Here is a 15,715-nt window from a genome sequence, read left to right on the forward strand (position 1 = left end):
GCGTGACCCTGCCTGACATCACCTACACGCTGCGTACCGCCTCTCCCGCCAAGACCCGTGCCGAGGCGGTCGTCGTCGGCGTCGGCCAGGGCGCGAAGGACGTCGAGGTCACGACGGGCGCGGAGGACGTCAAGGCCGCCTACGGCCGCAGGTGGCGCGGGATGCTGGCCACCCTGGGCGTCAGCGGCAAGGCCGGCGAGGTCACCCGGCTGCCCGCGGGCGAGGAGATCGGCGCACAGCTCCTGGTGATGGTCGGTCTCGGCAGGGCCGATGCCGACGGGACCTACTCGGCCGATGCCGTACGCCGCGCCGCCGGTGCCGCCGCCCGCTCGGTGCCCAACGCCACCTCCGTCGCCGTGGCCCTGCCCGCCGACACCCCCGAGCTGGTCCGTGCGGTCACCGAGGGCTACCTCCTCGGCGGCTACACCTACACCGCCTACAAGTCGGGCTCGGGCAAGTCCGGCGGGGAGAGCAAGGGCCCGAGCGACGTCGCGGTCCTGAGCCCGATCGCGCGGCGTACGGACGCGGTCACCGCCTTCGAGCAGGCGCAGATCCTCGCCCAGGCGATCGCCGGCACCCGCGAGTGGGTCAACGTCCCGCCCGCCGACCTGACTCCACCGGCGTTCGCCGAGGCCATCGAGCACGTGGCCGGCCTGGTCGACGGTGTCGAGACGACCGTCTACGACGAGGAGCAGCTCGCCGAGCTCGGCTGCGGCGGCATCCTCGCCGTGGGCATGGGCTCGGCGGCTCCGCCGCGCCTGGTCGAGCTGACCTACTCCCCCGACGACGCCCGCGGCCACATCGCGCTGGTCGGCAAGGGCATCACCTTCGACTCCGGCGGCCTCACCATCAAGCCGGGCAGCTCGATGTCCACGATGAAGTCGGACATGGCCGGGGCCGCCGCGGTGGCCCAGGCGACCTTCGCGATCGCCCGTCTCGGGCTTCCGGTGAAGGTCTCCGCGTTCGTGCCGATGGCGGAGAACATGGTCTCCGGCTCCTCCTACCGTCCCGGCGACGTCGTCACCCACTACGGCGGCACGACCGTCGAGGTCTCCAACATGGACGCCGAGGGGCGGATGATCCTCGCCGACGCGCTGGTGCGGGCCACCGAGGTCTCCCCCGACGTGATCATCGACGTGGCTACGCTCACCGGCCACATGGTGATGGCGCTGGGCGACAAGGTGAGCGGCGTGCTCGGCTCCGAGGAGGTCGTCGAGCGCATCCTCGCCGCCGCCGAGGTCGCCGGGGAGCAGATGTGGCCGATGCCGATCCCGGAATGGATGGACGAGCGGATCCGTTCCTCCAAGGTGGCCGACCTCAACCAGCACGACTGGATCCGCTGGGGTGGTGGCCTCTACGCAGCAGCGTTCCTGCGCGAGTTCACCGGCGGCCTTCCCTGGGCCCATCTCGACATCGCCGGACCCTCCTTCAACAGCGGGGGCGCCTCGGGCCATCAGACTCCCGGAGGCACGGGTGTGGCGGTGGCAACACTGGTGGACTACGTACGCGAGATGGCTACCGATCAGTAGTGGTCCGGTTGACACAGCGCTGCGGGGGTAGTGACAAGATGGGCCCGTGATCGACGCCCTTGGCCGCCCGTCCGGCGGCACCATGCGTGCGTCGGGCAGGTGTCGGCCCAGACCGATGCGCCTCTCTTCTCACAGAGTCTCCTCACCGAGCCTGCGGCCCGGCGGTGACGGCGCGCGTTTCCGGACATACAAGTAGAGCAACGAACAGACGTAGAACGAAGGAACCCATGGCCACCGAAGTAACTCTCCCGGCACTCGGCGAGTCCGTCACCGAGGGCACCGTCACCCGCTGGCTCAAGCAGGTCGGCGACACCGTTGCGGTCGACGAGGCCCTGCTGGAGGTCTCCACCGACAAGGTCGACACCGAGATCCCCTCCCCGGTCGCGGGCACCGTGCTCGAGATCAAGGCCGCCGAGGACGACACCGTCGAGGTCGGTGGCCTGCTCGCCGTCATCGGTGCCGCCGACGAGGCCGGCTCCGCCCCGGCCGAGCCCGCCGCGCCGGCGGCCGAGCCCGCCGAGGCCGCCGCTCCCGCTCCTGCCGCCGAGCCCGAGGCCCCCGCCGCCCCTGCTGCTCCGGCCGAGCCCGAGGCGCCTGCCGAGCCCGCCGCTCCGGCCGCGCCTGCCGCTCCGGCGCCCGCCGCCGGTGGCAACGCCACCGAGGTCGCTCTCCCCGCGCTGGGCGAGTCGGTCACCGAGGGCACCGTCACCCGCTGGCTCAAGCAGGTCGGCGACACGGTGGCCGTGGACGACGCGCTGCTCGAGGTCTCCACCGACAAGGTCGACACCGAGATCCCTTCGCCGGTGGCCGGCACCCTGCTCGAGATCAAGGTCGCCGAGGACGAGACCGTCGAGGTCGGCGCCGTGCTCGCGCTCGTCGGTGACGCCGGCGCCGCCCCGGCCGCCGCCCCGGCCGCCGCGCCTGCTCCGGCCGCCCCGGCTCCCGAGCCCACTCCGGAGCCGGCCCCCGAGCCGACTCCTGCTCCGGCCCCCGAGCCCGCTCCGGCCGCCGCCGCGCCCGCGCCTGCCGCGCCCGCCCCGGCGCCGGCAGCGCCCGCCCCGGCCGCTCCGGCTCCGGCAGCCACGGCTCCGGCAGCCACGGCTCCGGCTCCGGCTCCCGCAGCCCCGGCCCACGCCGCCCCGGCCACCGACAGCTCCCCTGCGATCCAGCCCGGTGGCTACGTCACCCCGCTGGTGCGCAAGCTCGCCGCTCAGCACAACGTCGACCTCAACACCGTGCAGGGTTCCGGTGTGGGTGGCCGCATCCGCAAGGAGGACATCCTCCAGGCGGCCGCCGCCAAGTCGGCTCCGGCCGCTGCTCCGGCAGCAGCCGCGGCTCCGGCGGCCTCCGCCGCTCCCGCCGCCGCTCCGGCGGCCCCGTCGCCGCTGCGTGGCACCACCGAGAAGATCTCGCGCCTGCGCAAGGTGATCGCCGAGCGGATGACCGAGTCGCTGCACACCGCGGCCCAGCTGACCCAGGTCATGGAGGTCGATGTCACCAACATCGCCCGCCTCCGTGACGCCAACAAGGCCGGCTTCCTGCAGCGCGAGGGCGTCAAGCTGACCTACCTGCCCTTCTTCGCCAAGGCCGCGATCGACGCGCTCAAGGTGCACCCGAAGCTCAACGCCGGGATCGACGTCGAGGCCGGCACGGTCACCTACTACGACCGCGAGAACATCGCCTTCGCCGTCGACACCGAGCGCGGTCTGCTGACCCCGGTCGTCAAGGACGCCGGCGACCTGTCGATCGCAGGCATCGCGAAGAAGATCGCCGATGTCGCCGACCGCACGCGCAACAACAAGATCACCCCGGACGAGCTCTCCGGTGGCACCTTCACGATCACCAACCTGGGCTCGTTCGGTGCGCTCTTCGACACCCCGATCATCAACCAGCCGCAGGTCGCCATCCTCGGCCCGGGTGCTGTCGTGAAGCGTCCGGTCGTCATCGACGACCCGGACCTGGGCGAGACCATCGCGGTGCGCTACATGGTCAACGTCGCGCTGACCTACGACCACCGCCTGGTCGACGGCGCCGACGCCGGCCGCTTCCTCCAGGACGTGAAGAAGCGTCTCGAGGCCGCTCAGTTCGAGATCTGAGCTGGCTGGGCCAACGATCAGTACGTCGCGGCGCGGTCCGATCCGGACCACGCCGCGACGCATCTGCGACGCCGGTGCCCAACCCGGCTGTGACAGGGGGTCGGATCAGCCGAGATCCATGTCGGTCATGTCCGTGATCTCGCCGTCGGGCTTCTCGATCGTCACCTTCTCGCCGTGGTGGGACAGGTCGTACGTGATGGTCGCGATGTCCTCGAGCTTCATGAACACGCGCATGAGCCGGTCACCCGAGCCGACGTAGAGATCGACCGGCTCCTCGGTGCCGGCCTCGGACTCTTCACCGGAGGTGAAGGTGTAGTGGGCCGCGTCGACGCCGTCGATCGACTCCTGACCGACATAGACCGTGCTGCTCGGCTCGATCGCTGCGCGCGTCGCCTCGATGACCGTGCTCGCCGGCGGAAGCGCAAGGACGGTCAATGCCGCGAGTCCGTTCTTGGCCCACTCCCCCTCGATCTTGGAGTAGATCTCGTCCTCACCGAGAACGACGTAGTCGAGATCCATCGTCTCCCCGTCCTGAGTCACCGTCCCGGTCGCCCGGACCGAGAGCGGATCCATCTGGATCTCTCCGCTCCCGCTCCCCTCGATCGCCTCGCTGCCGCCGGCTGGTTCGATGGAGACGGCGTAGCGTGCCGTGCTCGTGCCCTTCATGACGTCATCGAGCACCTTGTGGGCTTCGTCAGCCGTCAGCTTGGCACCCTTCTCGAAGTCCGGCGTCGCCTCGGACGCCGAAGCCTTGGTGTTCTTGTCTCCCTCGTCGCCGGCTCCGCACGCCGCGAGAGCGCCGGTCGTGGCCAGGACGAGGACGGCGGCCGCGAGGCGGCGCCGGTTCTGGGTGGTACGCACGTCTGGTGTGCCTTTCAAGACTGATCCGATGACCGATCGCTCCCGAGCGCGGCCAGCCGAAACAGACGCATTCTGTGCACAATCTCTTTACCCCCGCGGGGTTATCGCCAAACCGTTATCCGGCCCGGCGTACGATCTCGGGTGTGACAGAGCTGCGCTTCGTTGAGGTCGGGACGATCGACTACCTGGACGCCTGGGAGCTGCAGAAGCAGATCCACCAGCGCGTCGTGGACCGCGAAGAGCCCGACACCGTGCTGCTGCTCGAGCACCCGCCGACCTACACCGCCGGGAAGCGTACGAAGCCGGAGGACCGCCCCGCGGATCCCGGCGGCGCGCCGGTGATCGACGTCGACCGCGGCGGCGAGGTCACCTTCCACGGCCCCGGCCAGATCGTCGCCTATCCGATCGTGCGACTGCCCGAGAAGGTCAAGGTCGTCGACTTCGTACGCCGCCTGGAGCAGGCGATGATCCGCACCTGTGCCGAGTTCGGCGTCACCGCCTACCGGGTCCCGGGCCGTAGCGGCGTGTGGCTGCCCGCGGGCGAGACCCCGGACGGCGTGCGCCGACTGGAGCGGAAGGTCGGAGCGATCGGGCTGCGGGTCAGCCAGCACGTGACGATGCACGGCATCGCGCTCAACTGCGACGTCGACCTGGGGTGGTACGAGCGGTTCGTGCCGTGCGGGATCTCCGACGCCGGCGTGACCACCCTCTCGATCGAGGCGGGCCGCCAAATCGGCAACGCCGAGGCGATGCCGGTGCTGCACGCGCAGATCGCCGAGATGCTCTCCTGGCGCGACTACGAGCAGGGGCCGAGCCTGGAGCCCAAGCCCGACCCGGCCAAGACTCCACGAGTTCCGCTGCTCTCCCCCAGCCTGACCTGACCCAGGCACCGAAGCGGAGTGACCGTCCAGTAACCGCCTGGCTTCGGGGTTCCACCCTCCCCCGGCGTAGGCTGGTGGGGTGACTCAAGCTCCTGCCCCAGAAGGTCGCAAGCTCCTCCGTCTCGAGGTCCGCAACGCTCAGACTCCGATCGAACGCAAACCGGAGTGGATCAAGACCAAAGCGAAGATGGGGCCGGAATACAAGGAGCTCACCGCGCTGGTGAAGTCCGAGGGCCTGCACACGGTGTGCCAGGAGGCCGGCTGCCCCAACATCTTCGAGTGCTGGGAGGACCGCGAGGCCACCTTCCTCATCGGTGGCGACCAGTGCACCCGCCGCTGCGACTTCTGCCAGATCGACACCGGCAAGCCGACCGACCTCGACCGCGACGAGCCGCGCCGCGTGGCCGAGTCCGTGCAGACCATGGGCCTGAAGTACGCCACGATCACCGGCGTCGCCCGCGACGACCTCGCCGACGGCGGTGCCTGGCTCTACGCCGAGACGGTCAAGCAGATCCACGAGCTCAACCCCGAGACCGGCGTCGAGAACCTCATCCCCGACTTCAACGGCATCCCCGAGCTGCTCGAGGAGGTCTTCGAGTCCCGTCCCGAGGTCCTCGCCCACAACGTCGAGACCGTGCCGCGGATCTTCAAGCGGATCCGCCCGGCCTTCCGCTACGAGCGGAGCCTCGACGTGATCACCCAGGCCCGCGACTTCGGTCTGGTCACCAAGTCCAACCTGATCCTCGGCATGGGCGAGACCCGCGAGGAGGTCTCCGAGGCGCTGCGCGACCTGCACGCCGCCGGCTGCGAGCTGATCACGATCACGCAGTACCTGCGCCCGAGCGTGCGTCACCACCCCGTCGAGCGCTGGGTCAAGCCCGAGGAGTTCATCGAGCTCCAGGCCGAGGCCGAGGAGATCGGTTTCTCCGGCGTCATGTCCGGACCGCTCGTTCGTTCGTCCTACCGCGCCGGTCGGCTGTACCGTCAGGCAATCGAGGCACGCACCGCCTCGGTGGTCGAGCCTGTCGAGACCACAGCCTGAGGCAGCGTACGAATTTCTGAAGACTGAAAGAGGAAGATGTCCCAGACCGACCCGAGCAGCATGAGTCGCCGCCAGCAGATGGTGGAGACCTACAAGCTCACCAAGCAGTCAGACCCCAAGATCGGCCTGATCCTGGTCTCGATCTTCGTGGTCGTCGCCGCGGTGGCCGGCGTGATCTTCTGGCTCCTGCCCGGCGAGGGCATCTTCTCCTGGATCTTCACGATCGTCGGCGCCCTCCTGGCCGGCCTCCTGGCCGCGATGGTGGTCTTCTCCCGGCGTGCGCAGAAGGTCATGTACTCCCGCCTCGAGGGTCAGGTCGGCGGCGGGTACGCAGCCCTGACCATGCTCCGCCGCGGCTGGACCGTCACCCAGGCCGTCGGTGTCGAGCCGCGCAGCCAGACGCTGGTGCACCGCGTGGTCGGTCCTCCGGGAGTCGTCCTCGTCGGCGAGGGCAACAGCCCGAGCAAGGTCCGCTCGCTGCTGGCCAGCACCAAGCGCAACCACGCCCGGGTCCTCGGCGAGGTGCCGATCACGACCGTCGTCGCCGGCAACGGCGAGGACGAGGTGCCGCTGCCGCAGCTGACCAGGCACGTCACCAAGCTCGGCCGCAAGGTCGCCGGCCCGGAGATCACCGACATCATCAACCGGCTCAAGGCCGTCGACGCCACCCGTGGCACCATGCCGATCCCGAAGGGCCCCGTCCCGACCTCGATGAAGGGCATGCGCGGCAACCTCCGCGGCCGTTAATCAGCGCGGCGTGCCCGGATCGCGTAGAGCAACGGGATCCGGGGCGCCTGCTCGGGCAGCCTGAACCAGCCGTCCTCGCCCGCCACCATCGACGGGAAGCGGGGCCACGGCAGCCGCTCGTCCTCACGGACGACCTCGATGCGCAGCCCCGCGCCCGCGAGGGCGGTGACGACCTCGCCGACCCCGTGGCGCCATTCGTACGCCGTCGTGGCGGTGCTCAGTGCCGGGCCGTCGGTGTAGGTGTGGGTCGAGTCCTTCGCGATCACGCCTCGCCCTGAGAGATAGTCGTGGCGCAGCTCGAGGGAGTCCTCGTGACCCGGCTCCGGCACCTCGCCGAGGGCGTCGAGGAGCGGGTGGAACTCGGCGAGGTAGACGAACCCGCCGGGCTTGAGCAGGTCGTGCACCACCCGCGCCCACAGGTCGATGTCGGGCAGGTAGCAGACCGCGCCCTTGCCGGTGTAGACGACGTCGAACCGGCCCGCACCCAGCACCTCGACGGCGTCGTGGACGTCGGCCTGGTGGTAGTCGACCGCCAGACCCCGCTGCTCCGCGATCCGGCGAGCGGCCGCCACCGCCTCGGCCGAGATGTCCAGCCCGTACGTCACCGCACCACGCTGCGCGAAGGCGACCGTCTCGGTGCCGAGATGACACTGCAGGTGCACGACCTCGCGGCCGGCGAGGTCACCGAGGTCGGTCCACTCGTAGTCGGCGAACCAGGACTCGGCGGGCCGGGACCCGTCGATGCCGTAGAAGTCGCTGGCGACGTGGATCGGCGTCCGGGCGTCCCAGTTGGCTCGGTTGGCCTCGATCTGGCGAGTGATTTCGGGGTCGAGAGTCATGCGACCACGGTCCCACGAGACGACACAGGGCCGGACCCGTTCGGGGCCGGCCCTGCTGCGTACGAGATCGGGCTGTCAGCCTGCCATGCTCGGCATGTCGGTGACCTGGTCGGCGGGCGGCGCCTCGATGGTCACGTCCTCACCGTGCTTGGTGAGCACCATCTCGACGGTGCCCATCTCCCCCATGCCGACCTCGGCCTTGCGGAGCAGGCCGTCGCCGTCGACCCAGATGTCCTGCTCGATCGTCTCGGGCATGCCGCTGGCGCTGTCGGAACCCATGTTCTTGGCCAGGCTCGCGGAGTCGACGGTGAAGCTGTAGTGCTTGGTGTCGGTGCCGTCGAGCTTCTCCTCGCCCTCGAACTTGGAGGACTTGATCGACTTCTCCATGCCGTCGAAGAAGGCGAGCGGGTTGCTCATCGACTCCAGGCTGGTGCCACCCATCTTGGCGAGGTCGTCGGCGCTCGCGGTCATCCACGAGTCGCCCATCATGCCCTTGATGTAGATCTTCTCGTCGACCAGGATCGTCTCGAGGTCCATGTCCATCGAGCCACCGCTCATCTTCATGGTGGAGTGCTGGGCCGGCGGCTCCTTGCGGATGTCGCCCTCGCCGGTCATCGAGACGGCCTGGCCGGAGACCTTCGCGTCCATCTTCGTGGTGAAGTGGGCGGTGTCGATGTCGGTGGCCTTCTTCATGACCTCGGTCATGTCCTCGGCCGAGACCTTGTCACCCTCGCTGGCGCCGCCGGCCCCACCACCGCCACAGGCCACCAGGCCCGAGAGCGATACGGCCAGCACGCCCGCCACTGCGGCGCGGCGCCAGAGGCCACGTGGCCCGAGAGTACGGTTGTGCGTCATTGAGCTTCCCTTCGTGATTCCGCTCCTACGGCGGACCGCTCCAACCTACCCTCGGAAACGCCTCAACTCACCCGGCGAAACACGTGTCGATAGGTCTGAAGCGTGACGGTCGCGGTGCCCGCCGCCAGATCGTGCAGACCACGCCGGTCAGGACGGAAGACCAGCGGAGGCACGACGAGCACGACCAGGATCTGACGGGCGATGCTCCGCAGCGGGTCGGGCGGGCGTACGTCCGGCTCCCCCGGGGACACCCGCACCGTGCGCAGCCGGGTGACGAGCTTGCCGAACGAGCCGCCACCGAGCGTGGTGAAGACCGCCGTCTGCACGACGAAGACGACCAGGATCCACAGGTTGTCGCTCGGCCGCGGGTCGACACCGGCGAGCAGCGACCCGAACGGCAGCGCGCGTACGCCGAGGAAGACCGACGCCACCAGCGACGACGCGAGCCAGTCGATGAACAGCGCGAGGACGCGCCTGCCCCAGCTCGCGGTCGGATAAGGCAGAGTAGGCGTCACAGGGGTGGCGGAACTGGTCACACCGGCAAGCGTAGGCGGCAACGTCTTGAGGGGTGAGATCGGGATGGTTGCCGATCAAATCACACAACCTGTTACATGCCTGAAACATTTGCGACACTCCTGTGCAACCGTCCCTTCGTAGTTTGCGTGGCACGGTCAGGTCCATGAGGACCTGGCCTCGATCGCGAGAGACCTATCTGGCTCTTCCCGCCCGGGTGAGCCAAGGAGGATTGATGTTCAGCACTGACGACGAGCTCTTGAAGTTCATCTCTGACGAGGGGGTCGAGTTCGTCGACATCCGTTTCGTCGACCTTCCCGGCGTTCAGCAGCACTTCACGGTGCCGGTGTCGTCGTTCAACCTGGAGCCGATGGCCTTCGACGGTTCGTCGATCCGCGGCTTCCAGGCGATCAACGAGTCCGACATGGCGCTGTACCCGGACGTCACGACTGCCTACATCGACCCGTTCCGCACCGCGAAGACCCTCGCGCTGATGTACTTCGTGCACGACCCGATCACCGGCGAGGCCTACTCGCGCGACCCGCGCAACATCGCGCGCAAGGCGCTGGCGTACCTCGCCTCGACCGGCATCGGTGACACCGCCTTCTTCGCCCCCGAGGCGGAGTTCTTCATCTTCGACAAGGTCGCCTACAACACCTCCGAGGGCGAGTCGTTCTACAAGATCGACTCGGTCGAGGCCTGGTGGAACTCGGGCGCCGACAAGAACCCCGACGGCTCGGACAACCTGGGCTACAAGACCCGTTACAAGGGCGGCTACTTCCCGGTCTCCCCCACCGATCACTTCGCCGACCTGCGCGACGTCATGGTCAAGAACCTCGAGGCCTCCGGCCTGCTCGTCGAGCGCGCCCACCACGAGGTCGGCACCGCCGGCCAGGCCGAGATCAACTACAAGTTCGACACCCTGCTCAAGGCTGCCGACGATGTCATGAAGTTCAAGTACATCGTCAAGAACACCGCCTGGCAGGCCGGCAAGACCGTCACCTTCATGCCGAAGCCCGTCTTCGGCGACAACGGCTCGGGCATGCACGTCCACCAGTCGATCTGGAACGCCGGCGAGCCGCTGTTCTACGACGAGACCGGCTACGGCGGCCTCTCCGACATGGCCCGCTGGTACATCGGCGGCATCCTGAAGCACGCCCCGTCGGTCCTGGCGTTCACCAACCCGACCGTGAACTCCTACCACCGCCTGGTGCCGGGCTTCGAGGCTCCGATCTCGCTGGTCTACTCCTCGCGCAACCGCTCCGCCGCGGTCCGCATCCCGATCACCGGCACCAACCCGAAGGCCAAGCGCGTCGAGACCCGGTTCCCGGACCCGTCCTCGAACCCGTACCTCGCCTTCTCGGCCCTGCTCCTCGCCGGCATCGACGGTATCCAGAACAAGATCGAGCCGCCCGCGCCGATCGACAAGGACATCTACGAGCTTCCGCCGGACGAGATGGCCGAGATCAACCAGGTGCCGACCTCCCTCGGTGCCGTCCTGTCGGCGCTGGAGACCGACCACGACTTCCTCACCGTGGGCGACGTCTTCACCCCCGACCTGATCGAGACCTGGATCGACTACAAGACCAACGACGAGATCCTCCCGATCCAGCTCCGCCCGCACCCGCACGAGTTCGAGCTCTACTACGACATCTGAGCCGACCGCTCTGCTGTCGGACGTCGAAGGCCCCGGGATCTCCCGGGGCCTTCGGCCGTTCCGTACGCACCGGGGTCATGCCTGCGGCCGACCCGGACGAGCCGGGTGTCCGAGCATCCGGCCAAGGGGTTGATCACGCCAGCACATCGGCGCATCCTCGGAGTAGGAGGTTGCGATGAACCCATCACGCATTCCCGACGGCATCCCGGTTCTCTCACGTGGCCGGCATCGAACGCCACGACGCGGCGCATGCTTCATGGAGCTCGCCTCGGTCCTCGCCGGTGAGCGGTGGAGCGATCATCCCTCCTGCACCCATCCCCTGCTCGCGCATCTGGCACGGCTGGTGAACGATCGCACCAGTGACGACGGACGCCAGCAGCTGCTGCCACTCGTCCCCTCGGTCGTGGGCCGGCGCGGGAACGACCGCACCTGGCTCACGGTCGCGGTGGCGGTAGCGGCGCAGACCATCCTCGACGTCCCCGAAGCGACGCAGCGACCGCTGGCAGCCGGCCTGCTTCAAGCCGAGCGCCTGTGCGCGGATGCCGAGCCCGATCTGGCGGCCACCCGGCGGGAGGCCCGGTTCGCACTCGAACTGGTTCCCGGGGCGGTCGCCTGGGTCGACGGACTTGGGATCCGGAGCCCGATCGACGCCCGCACCTTCGCCAGACGGAGCGCGCCGACGATGGTCCGGTGCACCGTCGACGGGGTCGTGGCGAGCGCTAGCCCCGACGGCGACGAACGGCTGGGCGCTCTGCTCGAGGCCGGCATCGCGGCGTGCCCCGCGCCGGACACGGTGATCACCGCACCTGCTTTCGCAGGCAGCCCAGCTGGTCCCCGGCCCACGCCAACCCGCTGACCGGCTCTCGGCCTCACCAGACCTGTCATCCGCCGAAGCCGCCGTCGGCGGCGACGTCCGATCCGTTGAGCACGGCGCCGGCACGGGAGCAGGCGTGCACGACGGTGGCGGCGACCTCGTCCGGGGTGAGCGGGCGGCGCAGGAGCTGGTGGCCGGCGAGGTCGCCCGGGGTGACCGAGTAGAGGTCGGCGGTCGCGGCCAGCATCGTGGTGTCGGTGGAGCCGGGTGAGACGGCGCAGGCGGTGACGCCGGTCCCCGCGAGGTCGGCGGCCAGGCCCTTCACCAGGCCGACCACAGCATGCTTCGCGGCGTTGTAGGCGGCGAGGTGGAACAGGCCGCGCGAGCCCGCGGCGGAGGCGAGCGCGACGAACCGGCACCCGGCGGGGTCGGGTCCGGCGAGCATGACCGGGACGGCGGCGGCCGCCGTGTTCCAGACCCCTGCGACGTCGATCTGCCACTGCAGGTCGAGCGAGTCGTCCTCCCACAGCGGGCGGCCGCCGGCGATCACCGCGGCCGCCGCGACGGCGATGTCGAGCCGTCCCCACCGCTGGGTCGCGACCTCGACCGCGGCGGCCACGGCCTCAGGGACCCGTACGTCACCGACGACCGGCTCCACCCACCCGGCCGGGAGCGAGGCGACGAGCGTGTCGAGGTCTGCCCTGGTGGCCTGCGGGTAGCCGGCCGGGGAGTCCTCGCCGGCGCACCAGTCGAGCGCGACGACGCGTACGCCCTCGGCCACCAGGCCCCGCACGGTGGCGGCCCCGATCCCACGTGCCGCTCCGGTCACCAGCGCCACCCGGCCCGCCTCGTCTGCGCCCATCGCGTCGGGCGTCATCGGGTGACCGCGCCGATCTGGAGGCGGTCGTAGGCGGCGGAGACCGTTTCGGCGAGGATCGGCTGGCCGAGCTCGGCGCTCGCTCCGGTCGGGTCGGCGTAGGGCACCTGTCCAGGCTAGCCGGGAGCGCGCGGCGGGAAGTACGCATCGGCTATCTGGAACATGGGCGAGCCAGTGCAACACATGTTCTCGTTGGCGCGTCATGAAGACACACATCGCCCTAACTCGGAGGGTTCACATGAAGCAGGTCGTCGTCTTCCTTCTCATCGGCGCGCTCGCACCCGTGTTCGGGCAGGTGCTCAGCGCCCAGGCGCTGCCGCCCGACCTCGTCTGCGACGGCAGCTACCACCACCGCACGCTCCGCCACGTGGTCATCCCGGACGACGCCCGCTGCGTGATCACCGATTCCAGGATCACCGGCAACGTCCGCACCACCGGTGCACCGAGGGTGGTCAGCATCACCGACACGGCCGTCAGCCGGAACATCCACGTCCGCAACGTCGTCGAACGCGTCACCATCGGGGCCGCCGGGTGCCGTGTGGACCCGGTCGCCGGACGGAATCTCATGGTCCGAAACTCCCGCAACGTGGCGATCTGCGAGATGTCGATCGCCAACAATCTGGTGGTGCGCGACAATCGCGGGACGTTGATGATCCGGGACAACAAGGCGTGCAACAACCTCCGCGTCGTCGGCAATCACGTGCGTTCCCTGCGTGTGCTCAGGAACTCCTACGCCGGCAACTTCTCGGTGGCTCGCAACAGCTGGGTGGACCGCGGGATCGTGAGGGACAACGTGGACCTGCACCAGAACCCCTCCGCCTGCCGCCGGAAGTGATTCGGCGCGGTTGCGAGTGCAGGTGCCGACCTTCCTCGGTCGCTGCACCACCTCGACGCCCGTCCTTGCGTCAGGAGAGGTACTTCTCCACGGTCTCCGGAGGACGCACGTGCGCCTCGGACTCGGGCTCGCCGAACTCTCGTTTGGCGCGCCTCTGGCGGAGCAGATCCCAGCACTGGTCGAGCTGCGTCTCGAGCTCGCCGAGCCGCTGAGTGTCGCCGCCCGCCCCGGACCGGAGCTGGTGCTCCTCATCCACGAGCGCGCTGATCCTGGTGATGATGTCTTCGTCGGCCATGGGTCCACCATGGCACCTCCAACAAGGTTCGTCACCAGCGTTGGGGTCAACAGGGTGCTTCCCTAACCGGCCCGCACCCGCCTGGTGTCATAGGCCCACATCGCGATCTCGACGCGATTGCGGGTGCCGAGCTTGGTCATCAAGGAGGCGACATGGGTCTTGACCGTGCTCAGGCTCACGAAGAGCTCGGTGGAGATCTCGGCGTTGGTCCGGCCCCGCGCCACCAGGGCGAGCACCTGCTCCTCACGCTCGGTGAGCGGATCGACGGGCTGGACCGGCACCGCCGGAGCCTGGTCGGCGAAGGTCGCCAGCAGCCGGCGGGTGACGTTGGGGGCGATCAGCGCGTCCCCGTCGGCCGCCGCGTGGATGGCCTGCACGAGGAGCTCCGGCCCGGCATCCTTGAGCAGGAAGCCGCGGGCGCCGGCGCGCAGGGCGCCGAGGACGTACTCGTCGAGGTCGAAGGTGGTGATCACGACGACCGCCATCGGGTCCGTCACGTCCGGCCCGGCCAGGCGCCGGGTGACCTCGACGCCGTCGAGGCCGGGCATCCGGATGTCGACGAGGAGGACATCGGGTCGCAGCCGGGCCGCCAGGTCGAGCGCGGCGAGCCCGTCTGCCGCCTCCCCCACGACCTCGAGGTCGGGCTGCGCGCCGAGGATCATCACCAGCCCGGTACGTACCAGGTCCTGGTCGTCGGCCACCACCACACGGATGCTCATGCCGGCGCCTCCGCCGGCAGCACGGCCTCGACCACCCAGCCACCCTCGGGCGCCGGACCTGCGCGGAGCGATCCGCCGAGGAGCTGGGCCCGCTCGGTCATGCCCAGCAGGCCGAACCCAGGCTCTGGGGCCGGCCCCGGCTCGGTGTGTCCGTCGTCGCTGACGCGCAGCCTGACGACCTCACCCTCCCGGCGTACGTCGATCCCGACCCGGGTCGCGCCCCGGGCGTGCCGCACGGCGTTGGTGAGCGCCTCCTGCGCGAGCCGGTAGAGCGCGGCGTCGACGGGTCCGGGCAGCCGGGTCAACGGACCATTCAGCGAGACCTCGACGGCGGGCGTCGCGTCGGCGCGCGCCAGGGCAGGCAGATCCGCGACTCCCGGCTGCGGCGAGTAGGCGACGGCCTCCTCCTCCCGCAGCACCCGCACCATCGATCTCATCTCCGCCAGGGTTCGCGACGCCTCCGACTCGATCGCGGCCAGGACCTCGACGGCCTTCTCGGGCTGGATGCCCGCGACCACGCCACCGGCCTGCGCCTGCACCGCGATGGCCGAGACGTGGTGGGCCACGGTGTCGTGCAGTTCGCGCGCGAGCGCCACCCGCTCCTGGTTGCGGATCTCGCGCTGCTGGCGCTGCCAGAGGTCGGCCCGGTAGCGGAACACGGCAGCGAGCGCGACGATCAGCAGCAGAAGGACGCTGCCGCCGAAGAGGTCTGCCCAGCCAGCGGAGGAGGCGTACATCCCCAGCACGACGACCACCACCACGAACGCCGTCCCCAGCGCGATCTCCCGTCCCGAGCCCCATCGCACCAGGGAGTAGAGCAGGATCAGGTCGGCCATCATCGAGTAGAGGCCGAGGTCCCCGGCGTGCACCGCCAGCTGGAGGGCCGATAGCAGCCCGGCGACACCCCACCCGACGAGGGCCGCCAGCAGGGGGCGGTTCCGCCGCCAGAGCAGAGCAGGCACCAGCGCCAGGGCGAGCACCGTCACCAGGGGCTGCCAGGCCAGGCCCGACCGAACGATGCCCTCGACCAGGGTGGCGGCGGCAAAGACGCCCGCCAGCAGCCAGTCGAGACGGCCCACAGCCGGGGCGTCGGCAGGCCGCGGCTCGTGCCAGACGGCGCGCCGGAGGGTGTTCACGGCCCCAGCCTAGGGATCG

Annotated in this window: 16 protein-coding genes; 8 read left to right on the forward strand and 8 right to left on the reverse strand. The window is 69.8% G+C overall.

From position 1 onward, the window contains the following. Positions 1–2 precede the first annotated feature (2 nt). Positions 3–1,529, forward strand: coding sequence for a leucyl aminopeptidase (locus tag ACWZJV_RS03675; RefSeq protein ID WP_457180259.1), 1,527 nt, complete (start codon positions 3–5; stop codon positions 1,527–1,529). Positions 1,530–1,756: 227 nt separating this feature from the next. Continuing rightward, entirely contained in the window at positions 1,757–3,625 is a 1,869-nt protein-coding gene (gene sucB / locus ACWZJV_RS03680) for a 2-oxoglutarate dehydrogenase, E2 component, dihydrolipoamide succinyltransferase (RefSeq protein WP_457180260.1), read from the forward strand. 105 nt (positions 3,626–3,730) lie between these two features. On the opposite strand, the gene ACWZJV_RS03685 is transcribed toward sucB, so the two are convergent. Then, the gene (locus ACWZJV_RS03685) at positions 3,731–4,486 is read right to left on the reverse strand and encodes a hypothetical protein (protein ID WP_457180261.1); all 756 of its coding nucleotides are present in this window, start codon (positions 4,484–4,486) and stop codon (positions 3,731–3,733) included. A 143-nt stretch (positions 4,487–4,629) separates the two neighbouring features. On the opposite strand from ACWZJV_RS03685, the gene lipB reads away from it, so the two are divergent. The 3 genes from lipB (at position 4,630) to ACWZJV_RS03700 (ending at position 7,156) form a co-directional block, all read left to right on the forward strand. Continuing rightward, positions 4,630–5,367 carry a lipoyl(octanoyl) transferase LipB gene (gene lipB, locus ACWZJV_RS03690; protein ID WP_196873681.1) on the forward strand — a complete coding sequence of 246 codons (738 nt, stop codon included), beginning with the start codon at positions 4,630–4,632 and terminating at the stop codon, positions 5,365–5,367. A 79-nt stretch (positions 5,368–5,446) separates the two neighbouring features. Continuing rightward, a complete protein-coding gene (gene lipA / locus ACWZJV_RS03695) occupies positions 5,447–6,409 on the forward strand; it encodes a lipoyl synthase (RefSeq protein ID WP_008357359.1) in 963 nt (320 codons plus the stop codon). A gap of 36 nt (positions 6,410–6,445) precedes the next feature. Further along, positions 6,446–7,156, forward strand: coding sequence for a DUF4191 domain-containing protein (locus tag ACWZJV_RS03700; RefSeq protein ID WP_196873679.1), 711 nt, complete (start codon positions 6,446–6,448; stop codon positions 7,154–7,156). Here the strand turns inward: ACWZJV_RS03700 and ACWZJV_RS03705 are convergent. The 3 genes from ACWZJV_RS03705 to ACWZJV_RS03715 all read right to left on the reverse strand — a co-directional run bounded on the left by ACWZJV_RS03705 (position 7,153) and on the right by ACWZJV_RS03715 (position 9,386). Further along, positions 7,153–7,995: a class I SAM-dependent methyltransferase gene (locus ACWZJV_RS03705; RefSeq protein WP_457180262.1), complete on the reverse strand. Its 843-nt coding sequence runs from the start codon at positions 7,993–7,995 to the stop codon at positions 7,153–7,155. The two genes, ACWZJV_RS03700 and ACWZJV_RS03705, sit on opposite strands and share 4 nt — an antisense overlap. 75 nt (positions 7,996–8,070) lie before the next feature. Further along, complete coding sequence (locus ACWZJV_RS03710) at positions 8,071–8,850, reverse strand: DUF6612 family protein (RefSeq protein ID WP_457180263.1); 780 nt, start codon at positions 8,848–8,850, stop codon at positions 8,071–8,073. A 62-nt stretch (positions 8,851–8,912) separates the two neighbouring features. After that, the gene (locus tag ACWZJV_RS03715; protein ID WP_307785571.1) at positions 8,913–9,386 is read right to left on the reverse strand and encodes an RDD family protein; all 474 of its coding nucleotides are present in this window, start codon (positions 9,384–9,386) and stop codon (positions 8,913–8,915) included. A gap of 212 nt (positions 9,387–9,598) precedes the next feature. Between ACWZJV_RS03715 and glnA the strand changes: the two genes are divergently transcribed. Together glnA and ACWZJV_RS03725 are read left to right on the forward strand one after the other, a co-directional pair. Then, a complete protein-coding gene (gene glnA / locus ACWZJV_RS03720; protein ID WP_008357364.1) occupies positions 9,599–11,020 on the forward strand; it encodes a type I glutamate--ammonia ligase in 1,422 nt (473 codons plus the stop codon). Between the two features lie 175 nt (positions 11,021–11,195). Beyond that, positions 11,196–11,876 carry a hypothetical protein gene (locus ACWZJV_RS03725; RefSeq protein WP_457180264.1) on the forward strand — a complete coding sequence of 227 codons (681 nt, stop codon included), beginning with the start codon at positions 11,196–11,198 and terminating at the stop codon, positions 11,874–11,876. Between the two features lie 25 nt (positions 11,877–11,901). Here ACWZJV_RS03725 and ACWZJV_RS03730 read toward each other — a convergent pair whose 3' ends face one another. Beyond that, complete coding sequence (locus ACWZJV_RS03730) at positions 11,902–12,711, reverse strand: mycofactocin-coupled SDR family oxidoreductase (protein WP_457180265.1); 810 nt, start codon at positions 12,709–12,711, stop codon at positions 11,902–11,904. 238 nt (positions 12,712–12,949) lie between these two features. On the opposite strand from ACWZJV_RS03730, the gene ACWZJV_RS03735 reads away from it, so the two are divergent. Then, the gene (locus ACWZJV_RS03735; RefSeq protein WP_008357565.1) at positions 12,950–13,546 is read left to right on the forward strand and encodes a hypothetical protein; all 597 of its coding nucleotides are present in this window, start codon (positions 12,950–12,952) and stop codon (positions 13,544–13,546) included. A gap of 70 nt (positions 13,547–13,616) precedes the next feature. On the opposite strand, the gene ACWZJV_RS03740 is transcribed toward ACWZJV_RS03735, so the two are convergent. From ACWZJV_RS03740 to ACWZJV_RS03750, 3 genes are all read right to left on the reverse strand, one after another. Next, a complete protein-coding gene (locus ACWZJV_RS03740) occupies positions 13,617–13,841 on the reverse strand; it encodes a DUF2630 family protein (protein WP_008357567.1) in 225 nt (74 codons plus the stop codon). 62 nt (positions 13,842–13,903) lie between these two features. Next, a complete protein-coding gene (locus tag ACWZJV_RS03745) occupies positions 13,904–14,560 on the reverse strand; it encodes a response regulator (RefSeq protein ID WP_008357569.1) in 657 nt (218 codons plus the stop codon). After that, positions 14,557–15,696, reverse strand: a complete 1,140-nt coding sequence (locus ACWZJV_RS03750; RefSeq protein WP_457180266.1) for a sensor histidine kinase — start codon at positions 15,694–15,696, stop codon at positions 14,557–14,559. The genes ACWZJV_RS03745 and ACWZJV_RS03750 overlap by 4 nt, the downstream gene beginning before the upstream one ends. Positions 15,697–15,715 lie beyond the last annotated feature (19 nt).

This window comes from Nocardioides sp. WG-D5, from assembly GCF_054031175.1.